The 21,870-nt window shown below is 65.9% G+C and carries 20 protein-coding genes, 1 tRNA gene and 1 pseudogene; 7 read left to right on the top strand and 15 right to left on the bottom strand.

All coding sequences use genetic code 11. The features are described 5' to 3' along the window. The first annotated feature begins 47 nt into the window (after positions 1–47). Positions 48–491 (top strand): limonene-1,2-epoxide hydrolase family protein, encoded by a 444-nt coding sequence (locus AAFP35_RS08630; RefSeq protein WP_419221140.1) that lies wholly within the window; start codon positions 48–50, stop codon positions 489–491. Positions 492–513: 22 nt separating this feature from the next. Here AAFP35_RS08630 and asnB read toward each other — a convergent pair whose 3' ends face one another. The 4 genes from asnB to glmU all read right to left on the bottom strand — a co-directional run bounded on the left by asnB (position 514) and on the right by glmU (position 5,535). Then, positions 514–2,355, bottom strand: coding sequence for an asparagine synthase (glutamine-hydrolyzing) (asnB, locus tag AAFP35_RS08625; protein ID WP_419221139.1), 1,842 nt, complete (start codon positions 2,353–2,355; stop codon positions 514–516). A gap of 122 nt (positions 2,356–2,477) precedes the next feature. After that, entirely contained in the window at positions 2,478–2,819 is a 342-nt protein-coding gene (arsC, locus tag AAFP35_RS08620; protein WP_419221138.1) for an arsenate reductase (glutaredoxin), read from the bottom strand. A gap of 218 nt (positions 2,820–3,037) precedes the next feature. Continuing rightward, positions 3,038–4,015 (bottom strand): ribose-phosphate diphosphokinase, encoded by a 978-nt coding sequence (locus AAFP35_RS08615; RefSeq protein WP_419221137.1) that lies wholly within the window; start codon positions 4,013–4,015, stop codon positions 3,038–3,040. A 44-nt stretch (positions 4,016–4,059) separates the two neighbouring features. Then, positions 4,060–5,535, bottom strand: a complete 1,476-nt coding sequence (gene glmU, locus AAFP35_RS08610; RefSeq protein ID WP_419221136.1) for a bifunctional UDP-N-acetylglucosamine diphosphorylase/glucosamine-1-phosphate N-acetyltransferase GlmU — start codon at positions 5,533–5,535, stop codon at positions 4,060–4,062. A gap of 180 nt (positions 5,536–5,715) precedes the next feature. Between glmU and AAFP35_RS08605 the strand changes: the two genes are divergently transcribed. Then, positions 5,716–6,471, top strand: a complete 756-nt coding sequence (locus tag AAFP35_RS08605; protein WP_419221135.1) for an SDR family oxidoreductase — start codon at positions 5,716–5,718, stop codon at positions 6,469–6,471. A 125-nt stretch (positions 6,472–6,596) separates the two neighbouring features. Then, positions 6,597–6,668 (top strand) — tRNA-Gln (locus tag AAFP35_RS08600). 37 nt (positions 6,669–6,705) lie between these two features. Here the strand turns inward: AAFP35_RS08600 and AAFP35_RS08595 are convergent. The 5 genes and pseudogenes from AAFP35_RS08595 to AAFP35_RS08575 all read right to left on the bottom strand — a co-directional run. Then, on the bottom strand, positions 6,706–7,509 hold the full coding sequence (locus AAFP35_RS08595) for an oxygenase MpaB family protein (protein WP_419221134.1): 804 nt from the start codon (positions 7,507–7,509) through the stop codon (positions 6,706–6,708). 92 nt (positions 7,510–7,601) lie between these two features. Then, positions 7,602–8,525 carry a TIGR03564 family F420-dependent LLM class oxidoreductase gene (locus AAFP35_RS08590; protein ID WP_419221133.1) on the bottom strand — a complete coding sequence of 308 codons (924 nt, stop codon included), beginning with the start codon at positions 8,523–8,525 and terminating at the stop codon, positions 7,602–7,604. 87 nt (positions 8,526–8,612) lie between these two features. After that, the gene (locus tag AAFP35_RS08585) at positions 8,613–9,767 is read right to left on the bottom strand and encodes an acyl-CoA dehydrogenase family protein (protein WP_419221132.1); all 1,155 of its coding nucleotides are present in this window, start codon (positions 9,765–9,767) and stop codon (positions 8,613–8,615) included. 105 nt (positions 9,768–9,872) lie between these two features. After that, positions 9,873–10,496 carry a TetR/AcrR family transcriptional regulator gene (locus tag AAFP35_RS08580; RefSeq protein ID WP_419221131.1) on the bottom strand — a complete coding sequence of 208 codons (624 nt, stop codon included), beginning with the start codon at positions 10,494–10,496 and terminating at the stop codon, positions 9,873–9,875. Positions 10,497–10,545: 49 nt separating this feature from the next. Then, positions 10,546–10,893, bottom strand: a pseudogene (locus AAFP35_RS08575) (nitroreductase/quinone reductase family protein); the annotation flags it as partial. 262 nt (positions 10,894–11,155) lie between these two features. Between AAFP35_RS08575 and AAFP35_RS08570 the strand changes: the two are divergent. Then, positions 11,156–11,737 carry a TetR/AcrR family transcriptional regulator gene (locus AAFP35_RS08570; protein ID WP_419221130.1) on the top strand — a complete coding sequence of 194 codons (582 nt, stop codon included), beginning with the start codon at positions 11,156–11,158 and terminating at the stop codon, positions 11,735–11,737. Positions 11,738–11,741: 4 nt separating this feature from the next. Here the strand turns inward: AAFP35_RS08570 and AAFP35_RS08565 are convergent, their stop codons facing one another. From AAFP35_RS08565 to AAFP35_RS08545, 5 genes are all read right to left on the bottom strand, one after another. Further along, positions 11,742–12,713, bottom strand: coding sequence for a glycine betaine ABC transporter substrate-binding protein (locus AAFP35_RS08565; RefSeq protein ID WP_419221129.1), 972 nt, complete (start codon positions 12,711–12,713; stop codon positions 11,742–11,744). After that, positions 12,710–13,447, bottom strand: coding sequence for an ABC transporter permease (locus AAFP35_RS08560; protein WP_419221128.1), 738 nt, complete (start codon positions 13,445–13,447; stop codon positions 12,710–12,712). Before AAFP35_RS08560 ends, AAFP35_RS08565 begins: the two co-directional genes overlap by 4 nt. Then, positions 13,444–14,751 (bottom strand): ATP-binding cassette domain-containing protein, encoded by a 1,308-nt coding sequence (locus AAFP35_RS08555; protein ID WP_419221127.1) that lies wholly within the window; start codon positions 14,749–14,751, stop codon positions 13,444–13,446. The genes AAFP35_RS08560 and AAFP35_RS08555 overlap by 4 nt, the downstream gene beginning before the upstream one ends. Beyond that, a complete protein-coding gene (locus tag AAFP35_RS08550) occupies positions 14,748–15,392 on the bottom strand; it encodes an ABC transporter permease (RefSeq protein WP_419221170.1) in 645 nt (214 codons plus the stop codon). Before AAFP35_RS08550 ends, AAFP35_RS08555 begins: the two co-directional genes overlap by 4 nt. Positions 15,393–15,633: 241 nt before the next feature. Next, the gene (locus AAFP35_RS08545) at positions 15,634–16,047 is read right to left on the bottom strand and encodes a nuclear transport factor 2 family protein (protein ID WP_419221126.1); all 414 of its coding nucleotides are present in this window, start codon (positions 16,045–16,047) and stop codon (positions 15,634–15,636) included. A gap of 46 nt (positions 16,048–16,093) precedes the next feature. Here AAFP35_RS08545 and AAFP35_RS08540 point away from each other — a divergent pair, with 46 nt between their 5' ends. Then, positions 16,094–16,792 carry a TetR family transcriptional regulator gene (locus AAFP35_RS08540; protein ID WP_419221125.1) on the top strand — a complete coding sequence of 233 codons (699 nt, stop codon included), beginning with the start codon at positions 16,094–16,096 and terminating at the stop codon, positions 16,790–16,792. Between the two features lie 58 nt (positions 16,793–16,850). Here AAFP35_RS08540 and AAFP35_RS08535 read toward each other — a convergent pair whose 3' ends face one another. Beyond that, positions 16,851–17,639, bottom strand: a complete 789-nt coding sequence (locus AAFP35_RS08535; RefSeq protein ID WP_419221169.1) for a dioxygenase — start codon at positions 17,637–17,639, stop codon at positions 16,851–16,853. 93 nt (positions 17,640–17,732) lie between these two features. Here AAFP35_RS08535 and AAFP35_RS08530 point away from each other — a divergent pair, with 93 nt between their 5' ends. Then, positions 17,733–18,230 (top strand): N-acetyltransferase family protein, encoded by a 498-nt coding sequence (locus tag AAFP35_RS08530; RefSeq protein WP_419221124.1) that lies wholly within the window; start codon positions 17,733–17,735, stop codon positions 18,228–18,230. A 31-nt stretch (positions 18,231–18,261) separates the two neighbouring features. Further along, positions 18,262–21,852 carry a transcription-repair coupling factor gene (mfd, locus tag AAFP35_RS08525; RefSeq protein WP_419221123.1) on the top strand — a complete coding sequence of 1,197 codons (3,591 nt, stop codon included), beginning with the start codon at positions 18,262–18,264 and terminating at the stop codon, positions 21,850–21,852. The last annotated feature ends 18 nt before the right edge of the window (positions 21,853–21,870 follow it).

The following is a 21,870-nucleotide window of genomic DNA, read 5'->3' as shown; positions in this document are numbered from 1 at the left end:
CGGCCAACGGTGTTCCCGTGACCCCGGGTGACAGGCATACTGGCGCCATGACCTCGCAGACCCCCATCGAGATCGTGACCGGCTTCCTCGACGACCTCGCGCGCGGCGACCTCGATCGCGCCCTCGAGGCCGTCGACGACCACATCGCCTACACCAACGTGTCGTTGCCGACCGTCAACGGGAAACACAAGGTGGCCAAGATCTTCGCCCCGATATCTCGCCCGTCGTTGGGCTTCAACTACCAGATGATCAACGTGGCCGCCGACGGTCCGGTCGTCATCACCGAACGGATCGACGAACTGCGGGTCGGTCGGCTGGTCGCCCAGTTCTGGGTGTGCGGTCGTTTCGAGGTCCGGGACGCCCGGATCACCGTGTGGCGTGACTACTTCGACTACTTCGACATGACCAAGGCGTTGCTCAGGGGAGTGGTCGGAGCCGTCATCCCCGCCGCGAGCAAACCGTTGCCCGCAAAACCGGCGATCGCGGGGTAGACGGCACCGACATCCCGGTGCGTCACGCGAGCTGCAGCTCCGGTGAGTACATCTCGATCCAGTGGTAGAGGTCGAGGACCCGGTCCATCTGCGAGCGCAGGTCACCGGGTACGTCGTGGGAGTCGGCCGCGACCATGGCCCGCACCGCGCCGTGATCGACCACGTCGAACACCTGATGGGTGCGCTCGGCGGCCACATCGGCCAGTTGGTACTGCAGGGCCTGCGTGTACTTGACGTCCTGGGTCGACGGGTATGGACTCTTGGTCCGGTTGACCACAGACCGCGGGAGCACGTGTTCGGTGGCGTGGCGCAGCAGACTTTTCTCCTGGCCGTCGAAGGTCTTCATGGCCCACGGCGTGTTGTACACGTATTCGACGAGCCGGTGATCGCAGAACGGCACACGGACCTCGAGGCCAACCGCCATCGAGGCGCGATCCTTGCGGTCGAGCAGCATCCGCACGAACCGGGTCAGATGGAGGTTGCAGATGACACGCATACGTCGCTCCTGTGCGGACTCGCCGGGGACGTCGGGAACCGCCGCGCGCGCCGACGCGTATTGATCGGCGATGTAGGTCTCGATGTCGAGGTCACTCTTGAGCTCCGGTGTCAGCATCGAGTAGCGCGATCGTGTCATGGTGTTGTCGAAGGCCAGCCACGGGAACGTCTCCGCCGAGGTGGCCTCCTCGTCGAAGAACCACCGGTAGCCGCCGAACACCTCGTCGGCGGACTCGCCGGACAGCGCCACCGTCGACTCGTCGCGAATCGCCTTGAACAACAAATAGAGTGATGCATCCATGTCGCCGAGTCCGGCCGGGATGTCGCGGGCTCGGATCACGGTCCGGCGAACATCCGGGTCGGTCAGGTCTGCGGGGTCGAGCACCACGTCGCGGTGCATCGAGCGCACATGCGCGGCGACGTCTCGGACATACGGTGAGTCGGGGGTGTCCCTCATCTCGTCGGGTTGGAAGTTCTCTTCTTGGGCGACGAAATCGACCGAATAGGTATGTACGCGTTGACCTTCCGCGCCGAGTCGGGCGGCGGCGAGGCCGGTGAGGGCGCTGGAGTCCAGTCCGCCAGAGAGCAGGACGCACCGCGGGACGTCGGCCACGAGCTGTCGGTCGACGGTGTCGGTGAGCAGCGAGCGCACGTGTGCGACGGTCGCGTCGGTGTCGTCGGGATGGGGGCGTTCGGGCAGCGACCAGTACGTCCGGGTCGACATCGTGTCGCGTGAGACCGTCATGACCGTCCCGGGTTCCACCTCGTGGATGTCCTCCCAGAGTGCCCAGCCCGGGGTCTTGGTCATCGCGAACAGCTCTCGGAGTCCGTCCTTGCCGACCCGGTGCGACACAAGGGGATTGGCGAGGATCGCCTTGGGTTCGGATCCGAACACCACGCCGTCTGCCGTCCGCGAGAAGTAGAACGGCTTGATGCCGAGCCGATCGCGGACCATGATCAGCTGCTCGCAGCGGCCGTCCCAGATCGCGAAGGCGTACATGCCGTTGAGGTGATCGACGACGTCGGTGCCCCACTCCAGATAGCCGTGCAACACGACCTCGGTGTCGCTGTCGGTGTCGAACTCGTGCCCTCGAGCGATCAGTTCCGTGCGGAGTTCGCCGAAGTTGTAGGTCTCACCGCTGTAGACGATCACGACATCGCCGGCGGCGGTGCCGACGACCATCGGTTGGCGGCCGAGTGGGAGATCGATGATCGCCAGCCGTCGGTGTCCCAGGCCGACGTGGCGGTCGAGGTAGACGCCCGCGTCGTCGGGACCCCGATCGCTCATCGTCGAGGTCATCTCTTCGAGGATTCGTCGCTTGTTCGCCAGGTTGTCGGCGTAATCGACCCAACCGGTGATTCCACACACGTTCGTACACCACCTTTTTTATTAGCATTGCTAAATATATTGGTGGTTCGGTCTAACACGGAACCGTCGTGCTGACGACCGGCGTTGCGAGGGTTGCCGGGGATGCCCGAATAATTGTCCGGTCAGAGAATCTCGTCGAGCCTGTCGATCGGGCGGGCCAGGCGAGTTCCCTTGTCGGTCACCACGAAAGGCCGCTCGACGAGAATAGGATTGGCCACCATCTCGGTGAGCAGTTCGTCGTCGGAGCGTGCGTCGAGATCGAGTTCTTTGTACAGGGCCTCACGTTTGCGGGCGGCCTCCCGGACGGTCAGCCCGGCATCGGAGATCATCGTCGTGAGCTGTTCGCGGGTGTACGGCTCGTTCACGTACTTCACGATGTCGGGTTCCACGCCGGCCTCACGGAGTTTGTCCAGGGCCTTGCGGGAGGTCGAGCACTTCGGATTGTGATAGATCGTCGCGTCCACGGAGGTCAGCCTACCGGTCTACGTGTTCGTCTCCGGTGATCTCCGGGCGACGTCGATTCCCGGGCATGATCTCCCGACGGCATGATCTCCCGACGGCATGATCGCCGGACGACGACGAGCTCCGGACAACGCAGCCGCGGGCCGTCCGTGCAGAACTGTGTGAAGCTTCACTCAGATCTGCCCAGACGGCCCGCGGCTGTGGGTCGTCGTCGGTGCGTCTACGCGCTGCCGTTGAAGAGACTCGTCACCGAGCCGTTCTCGAAGACCTCGCGGATCGTCTGTGCGAGCAGCGGTGCGATCGACAACACGGTGAGGTTTGCGAAGCGCTTCTCCTCGGGGATCGGCAGGGTGTCGGTCGCGATGACCTCCTTGGCGCCGCAGTTGGCGAGCCGTTCGGCAGCCGGATCGGAGAAGACGCCGTGGGTGGTTGCGATGATCACGTCACCGGCGCCGGCGTCGTTGAGGACCTTCACCGCACCGGCGATGGTGCCGCCGGTGTCGATCATGTCGTCGATCAGCACGCAGGTGCGGCCCTCGACGTCGCCGACCACACGGTTGGACTTCACCTGGTTGGGGACCAACGGGTCACGGGTCTTGTGGATGAAGGCCAGCGGTGCGCCGTTGAGGGAGTCGGCCCACTTCTCGGCGACGCGCACGCGGCCGGAGTCCGGCGACACGACGGTCACGTTGTCGGTGCCGTAGTTCTCCCGCACGTAGTCGGCGAGCTGACCCTGGGCGTGCATGTGGTCGACCGGACCGTCGAAGAAGCCCTGGATCTGATCGGTGTGCAGGTCGACCGTGATGATTCGGTCCGCGCCCGCCGCCTTCAACAGGTCGGCGATCAGGCGAGCCGAGATCGGCTCGCGCCCACGGTGTTTCTTGTCCTGCCGGGCGTACGGGTAGAAGGGGAGGATCACGCTGATGCGTTTGGCCGAGCCGCGCTTGAGAGCGTCGATCATGATGAGCGACTCCATGACCCACTGATTCATCGGGTAGGGGCAGCTCTGCAGGACGAAGGCGTCGGAACCACGTACCGACTCCTCGAACCGTACGAAGATCTCTCCGTTGGCGAAGTCGCGTGCAGTCTGGGGTGTCACCTTGATCCCGAGTTCATCGGCGACGGCTTGTGCGAGATCGGGGTGAGCGCGGCCAGAGAACAGCATCAAGTTCTTCTGGTTGTCCGTGGTCCAGGTCATGGAAACCTTCTACTAGATATGTACTGCGGTCAGACGGTGCGCTGTTACGTGCCGGGCCGGCTGTTGACCGAATCGGCCTGTTGGGCATCGAGCGCGGCGCGCGCCGACTCGGTGTCCGGGCGCTTGCGCACCACCCAGTTGTCGATATTTCGTTGTGGTCCCGACGACACCGCGAGCGCGCCGGGTGGGACGTCGTCCCGCAAAACCGTACCTGCTCCGGTGTACGCGCCGTCGCCGACCTGTACCGGTGCCACAAACATGTTGTCAGAACCGGTGCGGCAGTGGGACCCGATCACCGTACGGTGTTTGCTCACGCCGTCGTAATTGACGAAGACGCTCGACGCACCGATGTTGGTGCCGTCGCCGATCGTCGCGTCGCCGACGTAGGTGAGGTGCGGGACCTTGGAGCCGTCGCCGATCTCGGCGTTCTTGGTCTCCACGAAGGTGCCGATCTTGCCCTTGACGCCGAGACGCGTGCCCGGGCGCAGGTAGGCGAACGGCCCGACGTTGGCGCCCTCGCCGATCTCGGCCTCGCTGCCATGGGTGCGGATCACGGCCGCCCCGGCCCCGACGGTGACGTCGCGCAGCGTGGTGTCGGGTCCGACGGTCGCGTCGTCGGCGATGGCGGTGCCGCCCTGCAGCTGGGTGCCGGGTTCGATGCGGACATCCTGGCCGATGGTGACGTCGACGTCGATCCAGGTGCTGGCGGGGTCCACCACGGTCACCCCGGCCAACTGATGGCGACGCACGACACGGCGATTGAGTTCGGTCGCGAGGTCGGACAACTGGGCGCGGTCGTTGCAGCCGGCGACGAGATAGGGGTCGTCGACGGTGTACGCGCGAACCGTCGCGCCTGCCGTGCGGGCGATCTCAACCACGTCGGTGAGGTAGTACTCGCCCTGCGTGTTGTCGGTGGACAGTTGGGTCAGCGCGGTACGCAGCAGTGCCGCGTCGAAGGCATAGACGCCCGCATTGACCTCGGTGATGGCGAGTTGTTCGTCCGTGGCGTCACGATGCTCGACGATCGCGAGGACATCGGCGCCGTCGTCGGTGCGCAGGATGCGTCCGTAGCCGGCCGGGTCAGGGGCGATGAAGCCGGTGACGGTCACCCCCGCGCCGGTGTCAGCTTCATGATGGGCGACCAGTGCCTCGAGTGTCGGGCCGTCGAGGAGCGGCACATCGCCCGGCGTGACGACGACGGTCCCGGTGAAGTCGGCGGGCAACGCGGCCAGACCGGCGAGAACCGCGTGCCCGGTACCGAGCTGCTCGGTCTGTTGGGCGACGGTGATCTCGCGGCCGATGCTCGTGCCGATGGCGTCGATCGCCGACTCGATGCGTGCACGTTCGTGACCGACCACGGCGATCACATGGTCGGGTTTCAGCGCGGCGGCACCGCGCAACGCATGCCAGATCATCGGGTGGCCACCGAGGGTGTGCAGGATCTTCGGCGTTTTGGACTTCATCCGAGTCCCTGCGCCGGCGGCCAGGACGATCACGGCGGTGGTCGGTGAGGACGGCATGTCAACCTCCGCTGTCGGGATTCGAGGTCGTGGGCGAGGCGATGGCGATGCCGCGACCGCGGACGCGCCCGATGTTACGCACCGGCCTTCACCGACTGTGCCCTCACCCGCCGGTGACACGCCTGATAGAACACTTGTGGGCGGGATGCCTATCACAGACCACATGGAGGTACATCCAAGATGAGCACACAGAAAGTCGCGATCGTCACGGGCGCAGCGCGCGGTATCGGCGCGGCGGTCGCCAAGCGGCTGGCGTCCGACGGTCTGGCCGTGGCCGTGCTGGACCTGAACGCCGATTCGTGCGCCGACACCGTCAAGGCGATCACCGACGCGGGCGGCAAGGCCGTGGCCGTCGGTGCGGACGTGTCGAACGAGGAGTCGGTGGCGACTGCGGTGACCAAGGTCGCCGAGGAGCTCGGCCCGCCGACCGTCGTCGTCAACAACGCCGGCATCACCCGTGACAATCTGCTGTTCAAGATGTCCGTCGCCGACTGGGACGCCGTCATGGGCGTGCACCTGCGTGGCGCCTTCCTGGTCACCCGCGCCGCACAGAAGTACATGGTCGACGCCGGCTGGGGCCGCGTCGTCAACCTGTCGAGCACGTCTGCCCTGGGCAACCGCGGCCAGGTCAACTACTCGGCCGCCAAGGCAGGTATGCAGGGCTTCACCAAGACCCTCGCGATCGAGCTGGGCAAGTTCGGCGTCACCGCCAACGCGATCGCTCCGGGCTTCATCGAGACCGAGATGACCGCCGCCACCGCCGAGCGAGTGGGCGTGCCCTTCGAGGACTTCAAGGCCGCTGCCGCCAAGGAGATCCCGGTCAACCGTGTCGGTGCCCCCGAGGACATCGCGCACACCGCGTCGTTCTTCATCAGCGAGGGCGCGGGCTTCGTCTCCGGCCAGGTCGTCTACGTCGCCGGCGGTCCCAAGGACTGATCCGTCTTCCCGCTCACTGATCTCGTTCCCGCTCACTCGGTTGAGTGAGCGGGAACGAAACAGGGGAGCGGGAACGCGCGTCGATCAGCCGCAGCAGGGCTGTGGCACAATCGTCTGCGCAGTGATCCCCCATGGTGTAATCGGCAACACTTCTGATTTTGGTTCAGGCATTCCAGGTTCGAGTCCTGGTGGGGGAGCAACAACGCCGATCGATCCCGGTGCGTACCCGTCGGGTCAACGACGCCGGGCCGCCAGAACCTTGTGGGTGACGTCGTCGGGATAGATGTTGCGCCGCGGCGTCACGAGGTCGCGGGCGCGCAGTCGACCGGCGAACCCGGCCAGTGCGCGGCGGTCGGATGCGGTGACCTCGATGCCGAGATGTTGTGCGGCAACAGGATGTTGGATCGCGCGGATCGCGGCGGTGGGCAGTTTCTTGAAGTACCAGTGGTCGGGTCGCAGGAGTTGATCGCGATACCAGTCGAGGCCGGGATCGGGATCGAGTTCGGTGGCCAGGGCGTGGTCGAAGTAGTCGTGGAAATCGGCCAGGGACGTGGGCATCTCGCGCGCGGAGATGCCGTAACGCCGATACCACTCACAGGTCTCGCCGTAGAGCCGGGCGCGATCGGCGTCGTCGATCCCGCCGAAGAAGGCGTCGACGCATGCGAACAGCGCGTCGACGTAGGTGGCGTGTTCGAAGAAGAAGACCGACGGATTCAGCGCGTGGTAGCGAGCTCCGTCGGGTCGGCTGCCGTGGAACTCCTCGTGGCTGTAGCGGATCAGCCGCACATCGTCGAAGCCGTCGTCGTATGCGGAATGGATGATGCAGGGCGCGGTCCGTTGCTTGTGGACGAACACCCGCCGCGGCACGATCGAGAACGAATGCGTTGCCGTCGCGATCGACGGATGCAGCATCTGCAGGGACACCGCACGGCACATCGACATGACGAAGCGCCGGTCGCCGACGAAACGCCACAGCAACGATGTCTCGTCCAGCGTGACGGTGTCGTCGGTCTGTCGACGTGGGCGGGTTGTGCTCATCGAATGGATCTCCCGGCAACGGCATTTCTGACAACAGTTGTGATCAGATTACCGTGATGTCGGGGCATCGGCCAGGGTCCTTGGTCCTGGCGTCAGTTGCCCGCACCCGCGACGGCCTCCCATGTGGCGCGCTCTACGTCGGGGCCGAGCAGGCCGGTCTGGGTGACGATGATCTCGGTCGCGCCGGCGTTCCGGTAGTCACGCAGTCCCGCTCGGACGGCGTCAGCTGAGCCGATCAGTCCGACCTCGGCCGCGGTCGACTGTCCGCCGAGTTCGATCACCCGCCGGTACGACGGGATGGTGTCGTACAGAGCGGTCGCCGATGCCAATTCGGCGCGGCCCGCGTCCGGGTTGTCGGTGACGAGCGTTGGCACCAGTGCCACCACTCGCGGTGCCGGCCGTCCGGCCTCGTCGGCGGCGGCATGCAAGGCCGGCACGATGTCCCGTTCCAGCACAGTCGGATTCGCGAGGAACGGGAGGATGCCGTCGGCGAGCCGTCCCGCAACCGACAGGGCTCGGGGCCCCAGTGCGGCGACCAGGATCGGTGGCACCGTGTCGGCGCCGGGCAGGCGGGTCGGCAGGGTCGTCGAGGCGGTGATCTCGGTTCCGTGGAAGTCGACAGATCCGGTCGACAGCACCGTGCGCGCCACCGTCAGGAACTCTTCGAGGCGTTGGGCCGGGCGGCGGAACTCGATGCCGAACGCACTCTCGGTGAGTATCCGTGTCCCGAGGGCCAATCCCAGTTCGAATCGCCCGTGGGTGGCCGCCTGCGCCGTCTGGGCCTGTGCGGCAACGATCAGTGGATGACGTCCGAAGATCGGCACGGCCGAGGTGCCCACGGACACCTCGGGCACTTCTCGGCCGATGATCCCGGCCAGTGCGATCGCGTCGTAGTCGTATCGCTGTCCCAGCCATACGGCACCGATGCCCGCGTCCGCGGCGGTGCGGGCCTGTGCGATCACGGTGTCCACTGAATTTCCGGTGCCCTCGACCGTGAGGGCGGTGCCGATCGTCATGACGGTCACAACGACGTCGGACGCGCCCTCCTTCCCCTGATCGAGTTTTACGCGCGATGAACTTGATGTGGTGTCGTCGGGGGTAACTCAGACCAGTGGCGACGTCGGTGGGAGTTCGAGTGCGACGCGGCCGACCTGTTCGCGGGTCACCTCCCAGTCCCAGAACGCATGTGTCGCGAGCATGTTGATGTCGCGGAAGAACCGTTGCAGCGGGACGTCGTGGGAGAAGCTCGACGACCCGGCACTGTGCGCCATCTCGTTGACCGAGGTGCGGCAGTGTTCGACGATGGCCGCTGCGCTGCCCTTGAGGCGCGCGCGGTCGGCCACCGAGAACCGCTCTCCGAATAGTTGTTCGGTCTGCCGGATCTGATCGACGACGAGGCGTTCGGCCATGTGCGCGTTGATCTTCGACTGTCCGAGCATGATGTGGGCGTACTTGTTGTCCTTCATCACCGTTGCGCCGTGTGTCCCGACCCGGCGGTGGGTGATCTGCTCGAACGAGTTCGCTGCGCCCCGTAGCGCGCCGGAGAACACCGGCATCGCCTGTGCGTAGAGGAAGGGCAGCAGCGGGGCATGGTAGATCGGGTTGTCGAAGAGTCTGGTGCCCTCGCTGTCACCGGTGGCGACGTCGCGCTGGGACACGACGCGATGGTCGGGGACGAAGACGTTGTCGAGGACGATGTCGTTGCTGCCGGTCGCGGCCATGCCTGCCATGTGCCAGACGTCGTCGACGCGGACGTCGGCGACCGGCATCGCGAACGAGTACATCTGCTTGTCGGAGCCGATCCCGGAGATGATCACCCAGTCGGCGTGCATGATCCCGGTGCCCCAGGGGACCTTTCCGGTGACCAGCCATCCGCCGTCGGCTCGCTCGGCCCGGGTCGTCGGCGAGGTGGTTGCCGGGGCCAGGACGAACGGGCGGTCGGCGAAGAACTCGTTCTGTGCCTGTTCGGAGAATCGGGTCGCGAAGACCCCCGAGTGTCCGATGTAGAACGCGAACACCCAGCCGGTGGACATGCATGCGGCACTGACGATCTCGACGACGGCCCGATGTGTGTCGAGGCTCAGTTCGTGGCCGCCCCAGCGTTTGGGGGTGAGGATCTGCATCAGGTCGGCGTCGATGAGCTCGGCGATGGTGTCGTCGTGCGGTCGGCGCATCGCTTCGGCTTCGCGGGCGCGGGCGGCAATGTTCGGCGCCAGGGCGCGAGCGCGTTCGACGGCTTCGTCGTGGGTCAAGGACATCTTCCACACCTCTCGTCGGTCCGCGCAGCGGGCTGCCGGCGCGGAACTCGACCTCGAGTCTGACAAGTGTCAGAAAAAATGACAAGTGTCAGATCCGTGGAATCGTCACGACCCGGTGACCACGAACAGCCCGTCGATCACGAGTTCGGCGATCTGGTCGGCGTAACGGTCGAGGTCGTCGATGTCCGTCGGGGTGTGGCGGCCGAGTCGTGCGGCCAACGGGGCGTGTGTCATCGCCATCGTCGGGCCGATGATCGTGAAGAAGAGCAGGTGTCGCGGGACGTCGAGGATTCGCCCGGCCGCGGTGAGGCGGTCGATCGGCTCCCAGATGTGCACGAACGACGGCTCGATGTACTTGTCGTACAGGTAGGTCAGCCGGTCCGAATCGCGAGCCGCTTCGTCGGCGAGGAGGCGGTGGAGGTCGGGATGGCGTGCGGCATTGCGGTAGAAACCGCGGATCGTCTTCTTCACGAACTCGTCGTCGGGGAGGCGTGCGTCGGGCGTCGACATCACCTCGGCCTCCGCGCAGGCGAAATCGACGACGGCGAACCAGAATGCCGACTTGGAACCGAAGCGATCACCGACGAAGTTGCGGCTGACCCCGATCCGGGCGGCGAGCTCGCGAACGGTGGTGTGGTCGTATCCCAACTCCGAGAACGCGGTCAGTCCGCGGCGCAGGATCTCCTGGTCGGACCTGCCACGGTCGCCGGTCGGTACTGGCTTCGTCACGACGCCACCGTAGCCGCCGGTGTGCCACAGCGGGGTCGAGGTCGACGCGAACGGTCACCGGGTCGACGCCGAGTGCGCGGACGTACATCGCGTTGAGCCATCGCAGTGGGTGCAGTCCGCAGAACATCCGTTGTCGCAGGAACGGATCATCGTCGACCATTACGTGAGCCGATCCGTCCACCCATGCGAATCGCAGCCCGAGCCGCAGACGTACCCGTACGCGCGGATCCGACCGGATGTTGGCCACATACCCGGCGCGCATGCCGTGCTCGGCCACGATCCACAGGGTGTGGCCGCAGCGCCCGTTGCCGACCGGTACCACCCGTCGTAGACCGGAACGGCGGCCGGTCGTCTCCAGCAGGGCCCAGCCGAACGGAACGACGCCGACGCGAAACATGAGGCGCACCAAGGGGTTCACCAGCCAACGCTGCATGCAGGCCACCGCTGTCCGTTTGCCGTGAGGTGAGAAGACTGTCAGCGCAACGTTGCCTGCCATGACCGCGGTGACGATCACGGGTTGCACGGGCCGGTCGGACGTGGTCGGGTCCGCGGCCCACATGAGCCAGCTCAGTCCGGCAACCGCTGCGGCACCGGAGCCGACGAAGGACACGCGACGCTCCATACGTTTGTATGGTTCCATACGCATGTATGGTTGTCGAGTGTCTCGACGAATCCATCCGGACCCGCTCACCTCCGATGAACTCGGTCTCGCCGTGCTGGCCGTGGCCGCCGACCACGGACTGGCGGCCGCGACCATCCGGGAGGTGGCTGCGCGGGTGGGCGTGTCAATCGGGGCGGTCCAGCATCACTTCCCGACGAAGGCCTCGCTGCAGATCCACGCGTTCGTCGCGCTGGTCGACCGAGTGTCGGCACGGGTCGATCGTGCTGTCCGCGATTCGGCACACCCGATCGAGGACGCCCTCGCCGAATTGGTGCCCCTCGACGAGGAACGCCGTGCCGAAGCCCGGGTGATGATCGAGTTCGCCGCGCTCGCGGTCCGCACGCCGGCGCTTGCCGAGGTGCAGGAGCGCACGCTACGCCGGATCCGCGACGGCCTCGCGAACGCCCTGGAGCGTCGAGGCGTGTCGCAGCCTGGTCTGCGGGCGGCAGCGTTGATCGCCGTCGTCGACGGACTCGCGCTGCACATGGCGAGTACCGGTGGTGGCTACCCCGACGAGGATCTCGGCGCGGTCCTCCACGATCAGCTGAGCCTGGTCCTCGGCGAGCGTGCCGCCGGCTGACGAGCTACTCGACGAGCCCTTCGCTCTTCAGCCAGTCGAAGGCGACGTCGGAGGGATCTTCACCGTCGATGTCGATGCGTCCGTTGAGTTCCTGCATCACGTCGTCGGTCAAGCGCTGCGACAGCGTCTCCATCAACGGCTGGATCTCCGGGTGGCTGTCGAGCGTCTCCTTGCGGACCACCACGGTGCCGCTGTACGGCAGGAAGTACTTCTTGTCGTCCTCGAGGACGACAAGGTCGAGGTTCTTGATCCGGCCATCGGTGGTGTAGACCATGCCGAAGTTGCACGGTGAGCCTTTGGCGGTCGCCGTGTACACCACGCCGGAATCCATCTGCGTCACGTTCCCCGCCGGTACGCCATTGGGTGTGTTGTAGGGCATCCCATAGGTTTTCAGCATCGGCAACAGCCCGTCCGGCCGGCTGAAGAACTCGTCGTTGACGCAGAAGGTGCGCTCGTTGACGGGCAGCCGGGCGATGTCGGACATCGTCTTGATGTTCAGGCGTTTCGCCGTCGGGGTCGACATCGCGAAAGCGTAGGTGTCGTTGAAATTGGCGGGTGGCAACCAGACGAGGTTGTTCTCGCTCAACTCGACGTCGTGGACCCGCTGCCAGAGCTCTTGCGGATCCGCGATCACGTCGGTCTCGTGGTGGTAGGTCACCCATGCGGTACCGGTGTACTCCCACAACAGATCCGCGTCACCGTTGAGCTGAGCCTGCCGCGACGACGCCGATCCCGGCGCGTTGGTCATGTCGGTGACGTCGGCACCGGCCGCCGCGAGGTACGTGGCGGCGAGCTTGCCGAGCAGGATGCTCTCGGTGAAGTTCTTCGACGTGACCGAGATCTGCGCACCGTCCAACGGCTTCTCGCCATCGGGCAGCGACGCGCTGTGGAAGGTGCCCGACGAACTGACCAGTCCGCAACCGGCGAGTGCGATGATCGCGACGACGAGCGTGAGGATCGGCCGGGCGCGCCTCATGACAGTCCCCTCGGGGTCGCGAACAATTCCACGAGTCGGCCGAGCCAGTCGATGATGAGCGCGAGCAGACCGACCAGGATCGCCCCGGACACGAGCAGTTTCGGCAGGAACAGGGTCACCCCCGTGGTGATCAGGGTGCCGAGGCTGGTGGCGCCGATGAAGGTGCTCAGGGTGGCGGTGCCGACCAGGATGACCAGGGCGGTCCGGACGCCGTTGAGGATCACCGGAACGGCCAGCGGGAGTTCCACCTGCACCAGGGTGCGCACGGCGGAGTACCCGATCCCACGGGACGCCTCGACGGTCCGCTGATCGACCTGGCGGAGTCCGACGATGGTGTTCTGCAGGATCGGGAGTACCGCGTACACGACCAGACCGATGACGGCGGTCTTGAATCCGGTACCCAGCCAGAAGGTGAACAGGACCAGCAGGCCGACCGCCGGCGCGGCCTGGCCGACGTTGGCGATGTTCACGGCTATCGGGTTGAGCCAGCGCATCGACGGACGGGTCAGCAAGATACCCAGCGGGATCGCGATGACCACCACGATCACCGTGGAGACCAACGTCAGTTTGATGTGGTCGATGATGGTGGTCTGCAGCGTGCTCCAGGACAGCGATGCCTGCTCGGTCTCGGTGAAGGTCGTCGACTGGTACCAGACGATGTACCCGACGAGGAGCACCACGATGATGAGTGGCTCGAACCACACATCCATCGGTAACCGTCGCAGACGCTTCATGAGCGCTCGTCGGTCTCGTCGGCCGGGTCGGCGGTGTGCTCGGTGTCGTCGACCTCGTCGGTGGCCACGACGATCGCCGGGGTCTGGTCGGTGGCGGTGCCCTCCGTGTGCTCGACGTAGGAGGTCTCCTCGTCGTCGCGCGCCTCGGCCAGCTGGTTGCGGATGATCTCCATGACCGTGTCGATCGACAGCGACCCGACCACGACGCCGCGACCGTCGGTGACCAGGACGCCGCCCTGGCTGGCGGCCAGCATCGTGTCGAGGGCATCGTTGAGCGTCGACGAGCGGGCCACCACGGGCAGTCGGGGCTCGATGTAGTCGGAGATCTGTGGTTTGGCGGCGACCTCGTCGAGTGTCGGCCACGCCCGCGGGTGACCCACGTTGTCGACGACCACCACCCAGCCGTTGCCTGCCTGATGGGCCCGTGCGAGCACTGCCTGGGATGATTCCCCGACACGCGCGGTGGTCACCTGTTCGTGCTTGACGTCGCGTACCCGGGAGAACGTCAGATGGGCAAGTGTCGCACCGGATCCGATGAACTTCTCGACGAACGGGGTGGCGGGGTTGGCGAGGATCTCTTCCGGTGCGGCGTACTGCTCGATGTGGCCGCCCTCGGAGAGGATCAGCACCTTGTCACCGAGTTTGGTCGCCTCTTCGAAGTCGTGCGTGACCACGACGATGGTCTTGCCGAGCTCGTGCTGGATACCGATGAGGCTGTCCTGCAAGCGAACCCGCGTGATCGGGTCCACCGCACCGAAGGGTTCGTCCATCAACAGGATGGGCGGATCCGCGGCGAGGGCCCGTGCGACACCGACACGCTGCTGCTGGCCGCCGGACATGTCCTTGGGTAACCGGTGGGCGAACTCGTCGGCGTCGAGCCCCACGAGATCGAGCAGATACTCGGTACGTTCGGCGATGCGCTTCTTGTCCCATCCGAGTACGCGGGGGATCGCACCGATGTTCTTGGTCACCGACCAGTGCGGGAAGAGGCCTCCGGACTGGATGACGTAGCCCACCGACTGCCGGAGCTTGTCGGGGTTGGCATGGGTGACGTCGCGGCCGTCGATGAGGATGCGGCCCTCGGTCGGCTCGATGAGGCGGTTGATCATCTTCAAGGTCGTCGTCTTGCCGCATCCCGACGGTCCGACGAAGGCCACGATGTGGCCTGCCTCGATCTCCAGGTCGAGACGCTCCACCGCCGGTTTGTCTTGTCCCCGGTAACGTTTCATCACACCGTCGAGCTGGATGGGCACCCCGGTGACGGTGCGCTCCGAGGTCGCGGAATCGGATGCGGAGTGGGTCATTGGAGTCCTTTGGAGATCGTGGCGCGCCCGAGCAGGACGAGGAGTCCGTCGAACACCAAGGCGATGATGACGATGAGAATGGTTCCGGTGAGGGCCATTTCGAGGGCGTTGGCACCGCCGAGCCTCGACAGACCGCTGAAGATGAGCGACCCGAGGCCCGGCCCGAGCACGTAGGCGACGATCGCGGCGACGCCGATGATCATCTGGGTGGACACCCGGATCCCGGTCAGGATCACCGGCCACGCGATGGGCAGTTCCACCGACACCAGGATTCGCCACCGCGGCAGGCCGATTCCGCGGGCCGCCTCGACGACCGCGGGAGGCACCGAACGCAAACCGACGATCGCGTTGCCGATCACCGGCATCGTCGCGAAGAAGGCCAACATGACGAACGACGGCACCACACCGAGGCCGAACGGCACGATCAACAGGGCCAGCAGGGCCAGTGACGGGATGGTGAGTGCGACACGGCTGCTGGTCAATGTCAGGGCCGAGAAGAACGGGAGCCGATAGACGATGACCGCGACGACGACGGCGATGATCGTGCCGACGAGGACGGTCTGAAAGGCCAGAGATGCGTGTTGATAGGTGAGAAAGGTCAGCGTGCTCGCCTGATCCTGTACGTAGTCCCACAACTGCAATGGGAATCCCCTCGTCGTCACGCCCGACCGTGTCCAGCATCGTCAACCGGCGACCGGAATCACGAGCTGAACCATCGGTCAGACTATCGGCGTAGGCGAGATCGCATGCGGCAATGGACTCGTCAGGTCGTCGAGATCGGCGTTGCCGAGGCTGCGCAGCCCGCGGAATATTCAGCTGACCAGGGCAGATGTCGAATCCGTAACGATTGTCGGGTGTGTCTGGCGTTTCGGCCGTCCTGCGTCAAACCTTTTCGTCGAAACACTTTTCCAGCACGCGGCTCCGGATGCGCCACCCATCGTCGGTGTGTACCCAGGTGTCGACGTACCAGATCCCGATCAGGAACGTCGAATGATCGGGCGTCTGCATCGGATTCAGGCACAGACTCCGGGTTGTGGCCGTGTCACCGTCGACACGGATGTCGTGGTTGCCCAGGAGATGGCAGTAGGCAGAGAACGCAGGCAACACCTCTGCGAGCCATCGCTTCACCTCGGTGAGATCGCCGACGATCCCGCCCATCACGCTGTAATCGACGACGGCATCCGTGGTGAACACGGCATCCAGGTCGTCGAAACGTCCGGAGTCCACGGCGGTCGAGTAATCGGTGAGTGTTTGTTGGATCTCCAGTCGCGCCGAGATCTCTTCGATCGTCATCATGCTTACTGATTACCGCACCCGGCGTCACGTCGTTAGTGTTGTGGGCGTGGCAGTGAGCCGGCCGAGCGACAAGTCCGAAGAGGTGCAGCGCGCACCTCGGGCCCGGATGACCGGTGCCCAGCGTCGATTGCAGCTGATCGAGGTCGCCCGCGGATTGTTCGCCGAACGCGGATTCGAGGGCACATCCATCGAGGAGATCGCCCAGCGCGCCGGGGTCTCCAAGCCGATCGTCTACGAGCACTTCGGCGGCAAAGAGGGTCTCTACGCCGTCGTGGTGGACCGCGAGATGGAGACACTGCTGGAAATGGTCACGTCGTCGCTCACCAAGAACCGGTCGCTGTACCGGATTCAGCAGGTGGCGTTGGCGCTGCTGACCTACATGGAGGAGCGCACCGACGGATTCCGCATCCTGGTGCGCGGCGATCGCACCAGCACCAGCGAGACCGCCACCTACTCGAGTCTGCTGAACGACGCCATCAGTCAGGTCGAGCACATCCTGGCGGGCGATTTCGAACGTCGCGGATTCGATCCCGCGCTGGCTCCGCTCTATGCGCAAGCTCTCGTCGGGATGGTGTCGGTGACCGCACAGTGGTGGCTCGACGTACGGGAGCCCTCGAAAGAAGTGGTCGCTGCCCACCTCGTGAATCTGTGCTGGAACGGGCTCACCCGTCTCGATCCGCACCCGGTACTCGTCGGCCCCGACTACGTCGAACCGGTCGGGCGAACCAGCGCCGAATCCGATTGATCCACTGCACCAACTGATCTCGCGTGAGAGGCGCAGACGCGAGTTGGTCTCTACGGGATCACGAGAGCACCAGGCTGCGTTTGGCGAGTCCCATCCAGAAGCCGTCGATGACCTGATCGGGGATCTGCTCGGGATCGTCGCTCGCGCCCAGGGCAACGAACAGTGGCGAGAAATGCTCGATCGTCGGATGCGCGTACGGCATACCCGGTGCACGGCGTCGGAAGTCGATCAGGGACTCGACATCGCCTGCGGCGAATCGTTCGTGTGCCCACGCATCGAACTCCACCGACCAACCGGGCGGCGCCGCCTCCGGGCGGGGATCGGTCAGGTAGGGAAGTCCGTGGGTGGTGAAGCCCGAGCCGATGATCAGCACCCCCTCGTCGCGCAGTGGGGCCAGCCGCCGGCCCAGGGTCAGCAGCGATTCGGGGTCCAGCGTCGGCAGTGAGATCTGCAGGACCGGGATGTCGGCGTCCGGGTACATCACCGTGAGCGGGACGTATGCACCATGGTCGAGTCGGCGATGCCGATCGTGTGCCACCGGTTCGCCGTCGGGCATCAGCGCGGCGATGCGGTCCGCCAGATCGGGTGCGCCGGGTGACCAGTAGGTGGTCTCGTAGAAACGGTCCGGGAAGCCCCAGAAGTCGTAGGTCAGGCCGACGGTCGGGTCTGTCGAGCCGATCGTCAGCGGGGCGGCCTCCCAGTGCGCAGACACCATCAGGATGGCCGTCGGCCTGTCCAGACGGGCCGAGAGGTCCGTCAATTCGTGGACCCAGCGCTCACTGTCGACCAGGGGCGGTGCGCCATGGCTGAGGAACAGGGCGGGTTGACGGCCGTCGGCCGCGGGCATGCTCATGTCACCATCAACCGGACCGTGGTCCGGATGATTCCGGGGCGGCACCGATCGTCCCGCCACCGGTTGCGTTGCGGCATCATCGACACCATGGCCACCATCCGTCCCGCGACTGTCGCCGACTGCAGTGCCATCGCCGACATCTATCGACACTACGTCGAGCACACGGTCGCCACCTTCGATTACGTGGCACCGACGACGCAGACGTGGGAGGAGAAGCTCGCCGCCATCCATGCGGCCGAGCGGCCCTTCCTGGTCGCCGAACTCGCCGACGACGTGGTCGGTTTCGCCTACCTCGGAGCATTCCGGGGCAAACAGGCCTACGCGTGGACGGCCGAGGACACCATCTACCTCCATCCCGCCGCCGGAGGCCAGGGGATCGGTTCGGCGTTGATGGTGGCGTTGCTCGAGGCCGCAGATCCGGCCAACGTGCGCCAGATCGTCGCCGTGATCGCGGATCCGGGCGGTGCCGCGTCCATCGCGCTGCACGCCAAACACGGTTTCACCGAGGTCGGGCGGACCCCGGGGGTCGGATACAAGTTCGACCGCTGGATCGATTGCGTCTACATGCAGCGACCGACGGTCTGAAGTGTCGTCGCACCCGCCTACAATCTCTTGAGTGTCATCTCCCTCCGCCCTGCATGGGCTCGCAGCTGTCACATGTGCGGACAAGTCCATCGCAGACCTGGTCGGTCGGCGGGGGCAGGACCGTCTCGACATCACCGCCCCCGACGCCGCCCGGCCGTTCGTGGTCACGAGTCTCGCCGCAACCGGCGATGCACCGTTGCTGGTGGTCTCCGCGAACGGACGTGAAGCAGACGACCTGACCACCGAACTCACCGAACTCCTCGACGACCCGACGGCCGTTGCGCAGTTCCCGTCGTGGGAAACCCTGCCGCATGAGCGCCTGTCGCCGAGCGCCGACACGGTGGGGCAGCGGTTGGCCGTGCTGCACCGCCTCGCCCACCCCGAGGAGGGGTCGCCGCTTCGGGTCGTGGTCACCACGGTGCGGTCGCTGGTACAGCCGATGGCCCCCGGACTGGGTGATGTACGCACCATCGTGCTGCGCGAGGGCATCGAGGTCGACTTCGACGGTCTGCTCGCCGACCTGGTCGACATGGCCTACGAGCGCGTGGACATGGTCGGCCGTCGAGGTGAGTTCGCGGTGCGCGGCGGCATCCTCGACGTCTTCCCGACCACAGCCGATTTCCCGGTGCGTGTGGAATTCTGGGGCGACGAGGTCTCCGAGATGCGCGCCTTCTCGGTTGCCGACCAGCGCAGTCAGCCGGAGATCGACGCGTCGGTCGTCCGCATCCTGCCGGGCCGCGAGATCATCCTGACTGCCGACGTCCGGGCACGCGCCGCCGAGTTGGCCCAGCGTCACGCGGGCGAACAGGTGCTCGCCGAGATGCTGACCAAGCTCGCCGACGGCATCCCGGTGGAGGGCATGGAGGCCCTCATCCCGATGCTCGTCGACGGCGAGATGCAGATGCTGACCGAGGTGCTCCCCGACGGCACCGGTGTGCTGCTCCTGGATCCGGAGAAGATCCGGACACGAGCCGCCGACCTGGCCCAGACCGGCGCGGAGTTCCTCGAGGCGTCCTGGACTGCCGCGGCGCTCGGCGCGGCCGCCCCGGTGGACGGCCGTGGAGCCGACGGATCCGGAATCGACCTGCAGGCCAGTTCATATCGCGCGCTCGCCGACGTCGAGAAGATCACCCTCGCCGCCGGGCGGGCATGGTGGACGCTGAGCCCACTCGCCACCGGCAGCGACGAGGAACTCGCTCTCGACCTGACGGCGGGGCCGGCGCCACACGGCAGCGAGGACGAGATCACGACCATGTTCGCGACGTTGCGCGCGCACGTGGGCACCGGCGGAGCCGCGGCGATCGTGGTGGCGGGCAAGGGAACTGCGCAGCGTGTCCGCGAGCGGCTGTCCGAGGCCGAGGTGCCGGCCGAGATCGCCGAACCGGGCGCGCGCCCGGAACCGGGGCACGTGTCGGTGTACCACGGCACCCTGCGGCGCGGGATCGTCTGTCCGGATGCGCGATTGGTGATCGTCACCGAGGCGGATCTGACCGGCAACCGGGTGGCCAGTGTCCGTGACGGCAAACGGTTGCCTGCCAAACGTCGCAATCAGGTCGATCCGCTCGCACTGTCGGCAGGCGACCTCGTGGTGCACGATCAGCACGGCATCGGGAAGTTCGTCGAGATGATCGAACGCACCGTCTCCGGGGCGCGACGCGAGTACCTCGTGCTGGAGTATGCGTCGAGCAAACGCGGTCAGCCCGCCGACCGGCTGTTCGTGCCGATGGACGCGCTCGACCAGCTGTCACGCTACGTCGGCGGTGAGCAGCCTGCCCTGTCGAAGTTGGGCGGCTCGGACTGGCAGAACACCAAACGCAAGGCGCGTAAGGCGGTTCGGGAGATCGCCGGTGAGCTAGTCCAGCTCTACGCCGCGCGACATGCGGCACCCGGCTACGCATACAGCCCGGACACGCCGTGGCAGCGGGAGATGGAAGACGCCTTCGACTTCACCGAGACGATGGACCAGCTGACCGTGATCGCCGAGGTCAAGGCGGACATGGAGAAAGCGGTACCGATGGATCGCGTGATCGTCGGCGACGTCGGCTACGGCAAGACCGAGATCGCCGTGCGCGCCGCGTTCAAGGCGGTGCAAGACGGCAAGCAGGTCGCCGTTCTGGTACCGACGACCATTCTCGCCCAACAACATCTGCAGACTTTCAGCGAACGAATGGCAGGCTTCCCGGTACGGGTGCGCGGACTGTCCCGCTTCACCGATGCCAAGGAGTCCAAGGAGATCATCGAGGCGATGGCCACCGGTGAGGTCGATGTGGTCATCGGCACCCATCGTCTGTTGCAGACCGGTGTGACCTGGAAGGACCTCGGCCTCGTGATCGTGGACGAGGAACAGCGTTTCGGTGTGGAGCACAAGGAACACATCAAATCGCTGCGTACCCACGTTGATGTCCTGACGATGTCGGCGACACCGATCCCGCGCACCCTGGAGATGTCGATGGCGGGCATCCGCGAGATGTCGACCATCCTCACCCCGCCCGAGGAGCGTCATCCGGTGCTGACCTACGTCGGCGCCTACGCGCCCAAACAGGTCTCCGCGGCGATCCGACGGGAACTGTTGCGGGACGGTCAGGTCTTCTACGTGCACAACCGGGTGTCGACCATCGACAAGACGGCGCGCGACATCGCCCAGATGGTGCCCGAGGCGCGCGTCGTGGTGGCGCACGGGCAGATGAACGAGGACCAGCTCGAACGGACCGTGTCCGGATTCTGGAACCGTGAGTTCGATGTGCTGGTGTGTACCACCATCATCGAGACCGGCCTGGACATCTCGAACGCCAACACCCTCATCGTCGATCGCGCCGAGAACCTCGGACTGTCGCAGTTGCACCAGCTGCGCGGCCGGGTCGGCCGGAGTCGCGAACGTGGCTATGCCTACCTGCTCTACAGTCCCGAGCGACCGCTCACCGAGACGGCTTACGACCGGCTCGCCACCATCGCGCAGAACAACGAACTCGGCGCCGGTATGGCAGTCGCACTCAAGGACCTCGAGCTGCGTGGTGCGGGAAATGTGTTGGGCGCCGAGCAGTCCGGACACGTCGCAGGCGTCGGCTTCGACCTCTACGTCCGGCTGGTGGGGGAGGCGGTCGAGGCCTACCGCGCGGCCGCCGACGGTACGCCGGTGCAGACAACCGAGCAGACCGAGGTTCGGATCGACCTTCCCGTCGATGCCCACATCCCGGTCGAGTACGTCGATTCCGACCGATTGCGTCTGGAGGCCTATCGCAAGTTGGCGTCGGCCACCGACGATGCCGTCGTGGACGGGGTGCTCGCCGAACTCGCCGACCGCTATGGTGAACCACCCGAGGAGACCCGCCGGCTCGCGGCCATCGCACGTCTGCGGTTGCGTTGCCGCGAACGCGGTGTCAACGAGATCGGTTTGGCCGGAACGAATGTCAAGATCGCGCCGATTTCGCTGCTGGACAGCGAACAGGTCCGTCTCAAGCGGCTGTACTCGTCGGCGGGCTACCGGGCGACGACGTCGGTGGTGACCCTGCCGATCCCGCGCACCGGTGGTGTGGGTTCCGAGCGACTGCGCGACGAGGAACTCATCGACTACCTGACCACGTTCCTGTTGTCGTTGCGACCGCCGCAGGCATCGGCCGAGTGATGGCCGCCCGGACGCCGA

Origin of the sequence: Gordonia sp. CPCC 206044, from assembly GCF_048537895.1 — a bacterium.
Taxonomy (GTDB): domain Bacteria; phylum Actinomycetota; class Actinomycetes; order Mycobacteriales; family Mycobacteriaceae; genus Gordonia.
The sequence above is the reverse complement of the archived record's forward strand: the minus strand, read 5'-3'. Positions and strand labels throughout refer to the sequence as shown.

Bases quoted from the DNA above. Each gene is read 5' to 3' on its own strand.
- AAFP35_RS08630 (WP_419221140.1), top strand. From the start codon at position 48: ATGACCTCGCAGACCCCCATCGAGATCGTGACCGGCTTCCTCGACGAC.
- AAFP35_RS08615 (WP_419221137.1), bottom strand. From the start codon at position 4,015: ATGACCTGGACCACGGACAACCAGAAGAACTTGATGCTGTTCTCTGGC.
- glmU (WP_419221136.1), bottom strand. From the start codon at position 5,535: ATGCCGTCCTCACCGACCACCGCCGTGATCGTCCTGGCCGCCGGCGCA.
- AAFP35_RS08605 (WP_419221135.1), top strand. From the start codon at position 5,716: ATGAGCACACAGAAAGTCGCGATCGTCACGGGCGCAGCGCGCGGTATC.
- AAFP35_RS08595 (WP_419221134.1), bottom strand. From the start codon at position 7,509: ATGAGCACAACCCGCCCACGTCGACAGACCGACGACACCGTCACGCTG.
- AAFP35_RS08590 (WP_419221133.1), bottom strand. From the start codon at position 8,525: ATGACGATCGGCACCGCCCTCACGGTCGAGGGCACCGGAAATTCAGTG.
- AAFP35_RS08585 (WP_419221132.1), bottom strand. From the start codon at position 9,767: ATGTCCTTGACCCACGACGAAGCCGTCGAACGCGCTCGCGCCCTGGCG.
- AAFP35_RS08565 (WP_419221129.1), bottom strand. From the start codon at position 12,713: ATGAGGCGCGCCCGGCCGATCCTCACGCTCGTCGTCGCGATCATCGCA.
- AAFP35_RS08560 (WP_419221128.1), bottom strand. From the start codon at position 13,447: ATGAAGCGTCTGCGACGGTTACCGATGGATGTGTGGTTCGAGCCACTC.
- AAFP35_RS08555 (WP_419221127.1), bottom strand. From the start codon at position 14,751: ATGACCCACTCCGCATCCGATTCCGCGACCTCGGAGCGCACCGTCACC.
- AAFP35_RS08545 (WP_419221126.1), bottom strand. From the start codon at position 16,047: ATGATGACGATCGAAGAGATCTCGGCGCGACTGGAGATCCAACAAACA.
- AAFP35_RS08535 (WP_419221169.1), bottom strand. From the start codon at position 17,639: ATGCCCGCGGCCGACGGCCGTCAACCCGCCCTGTTCCTCAGCCATGGC.
- AAFP35_RS08530 (WP_419221124.1), top strand. From the start codon at position 17,733: ATGGCCACCATCCGTCCCGCGACTGTCGCCGACTGCAGTGCCATCGCC.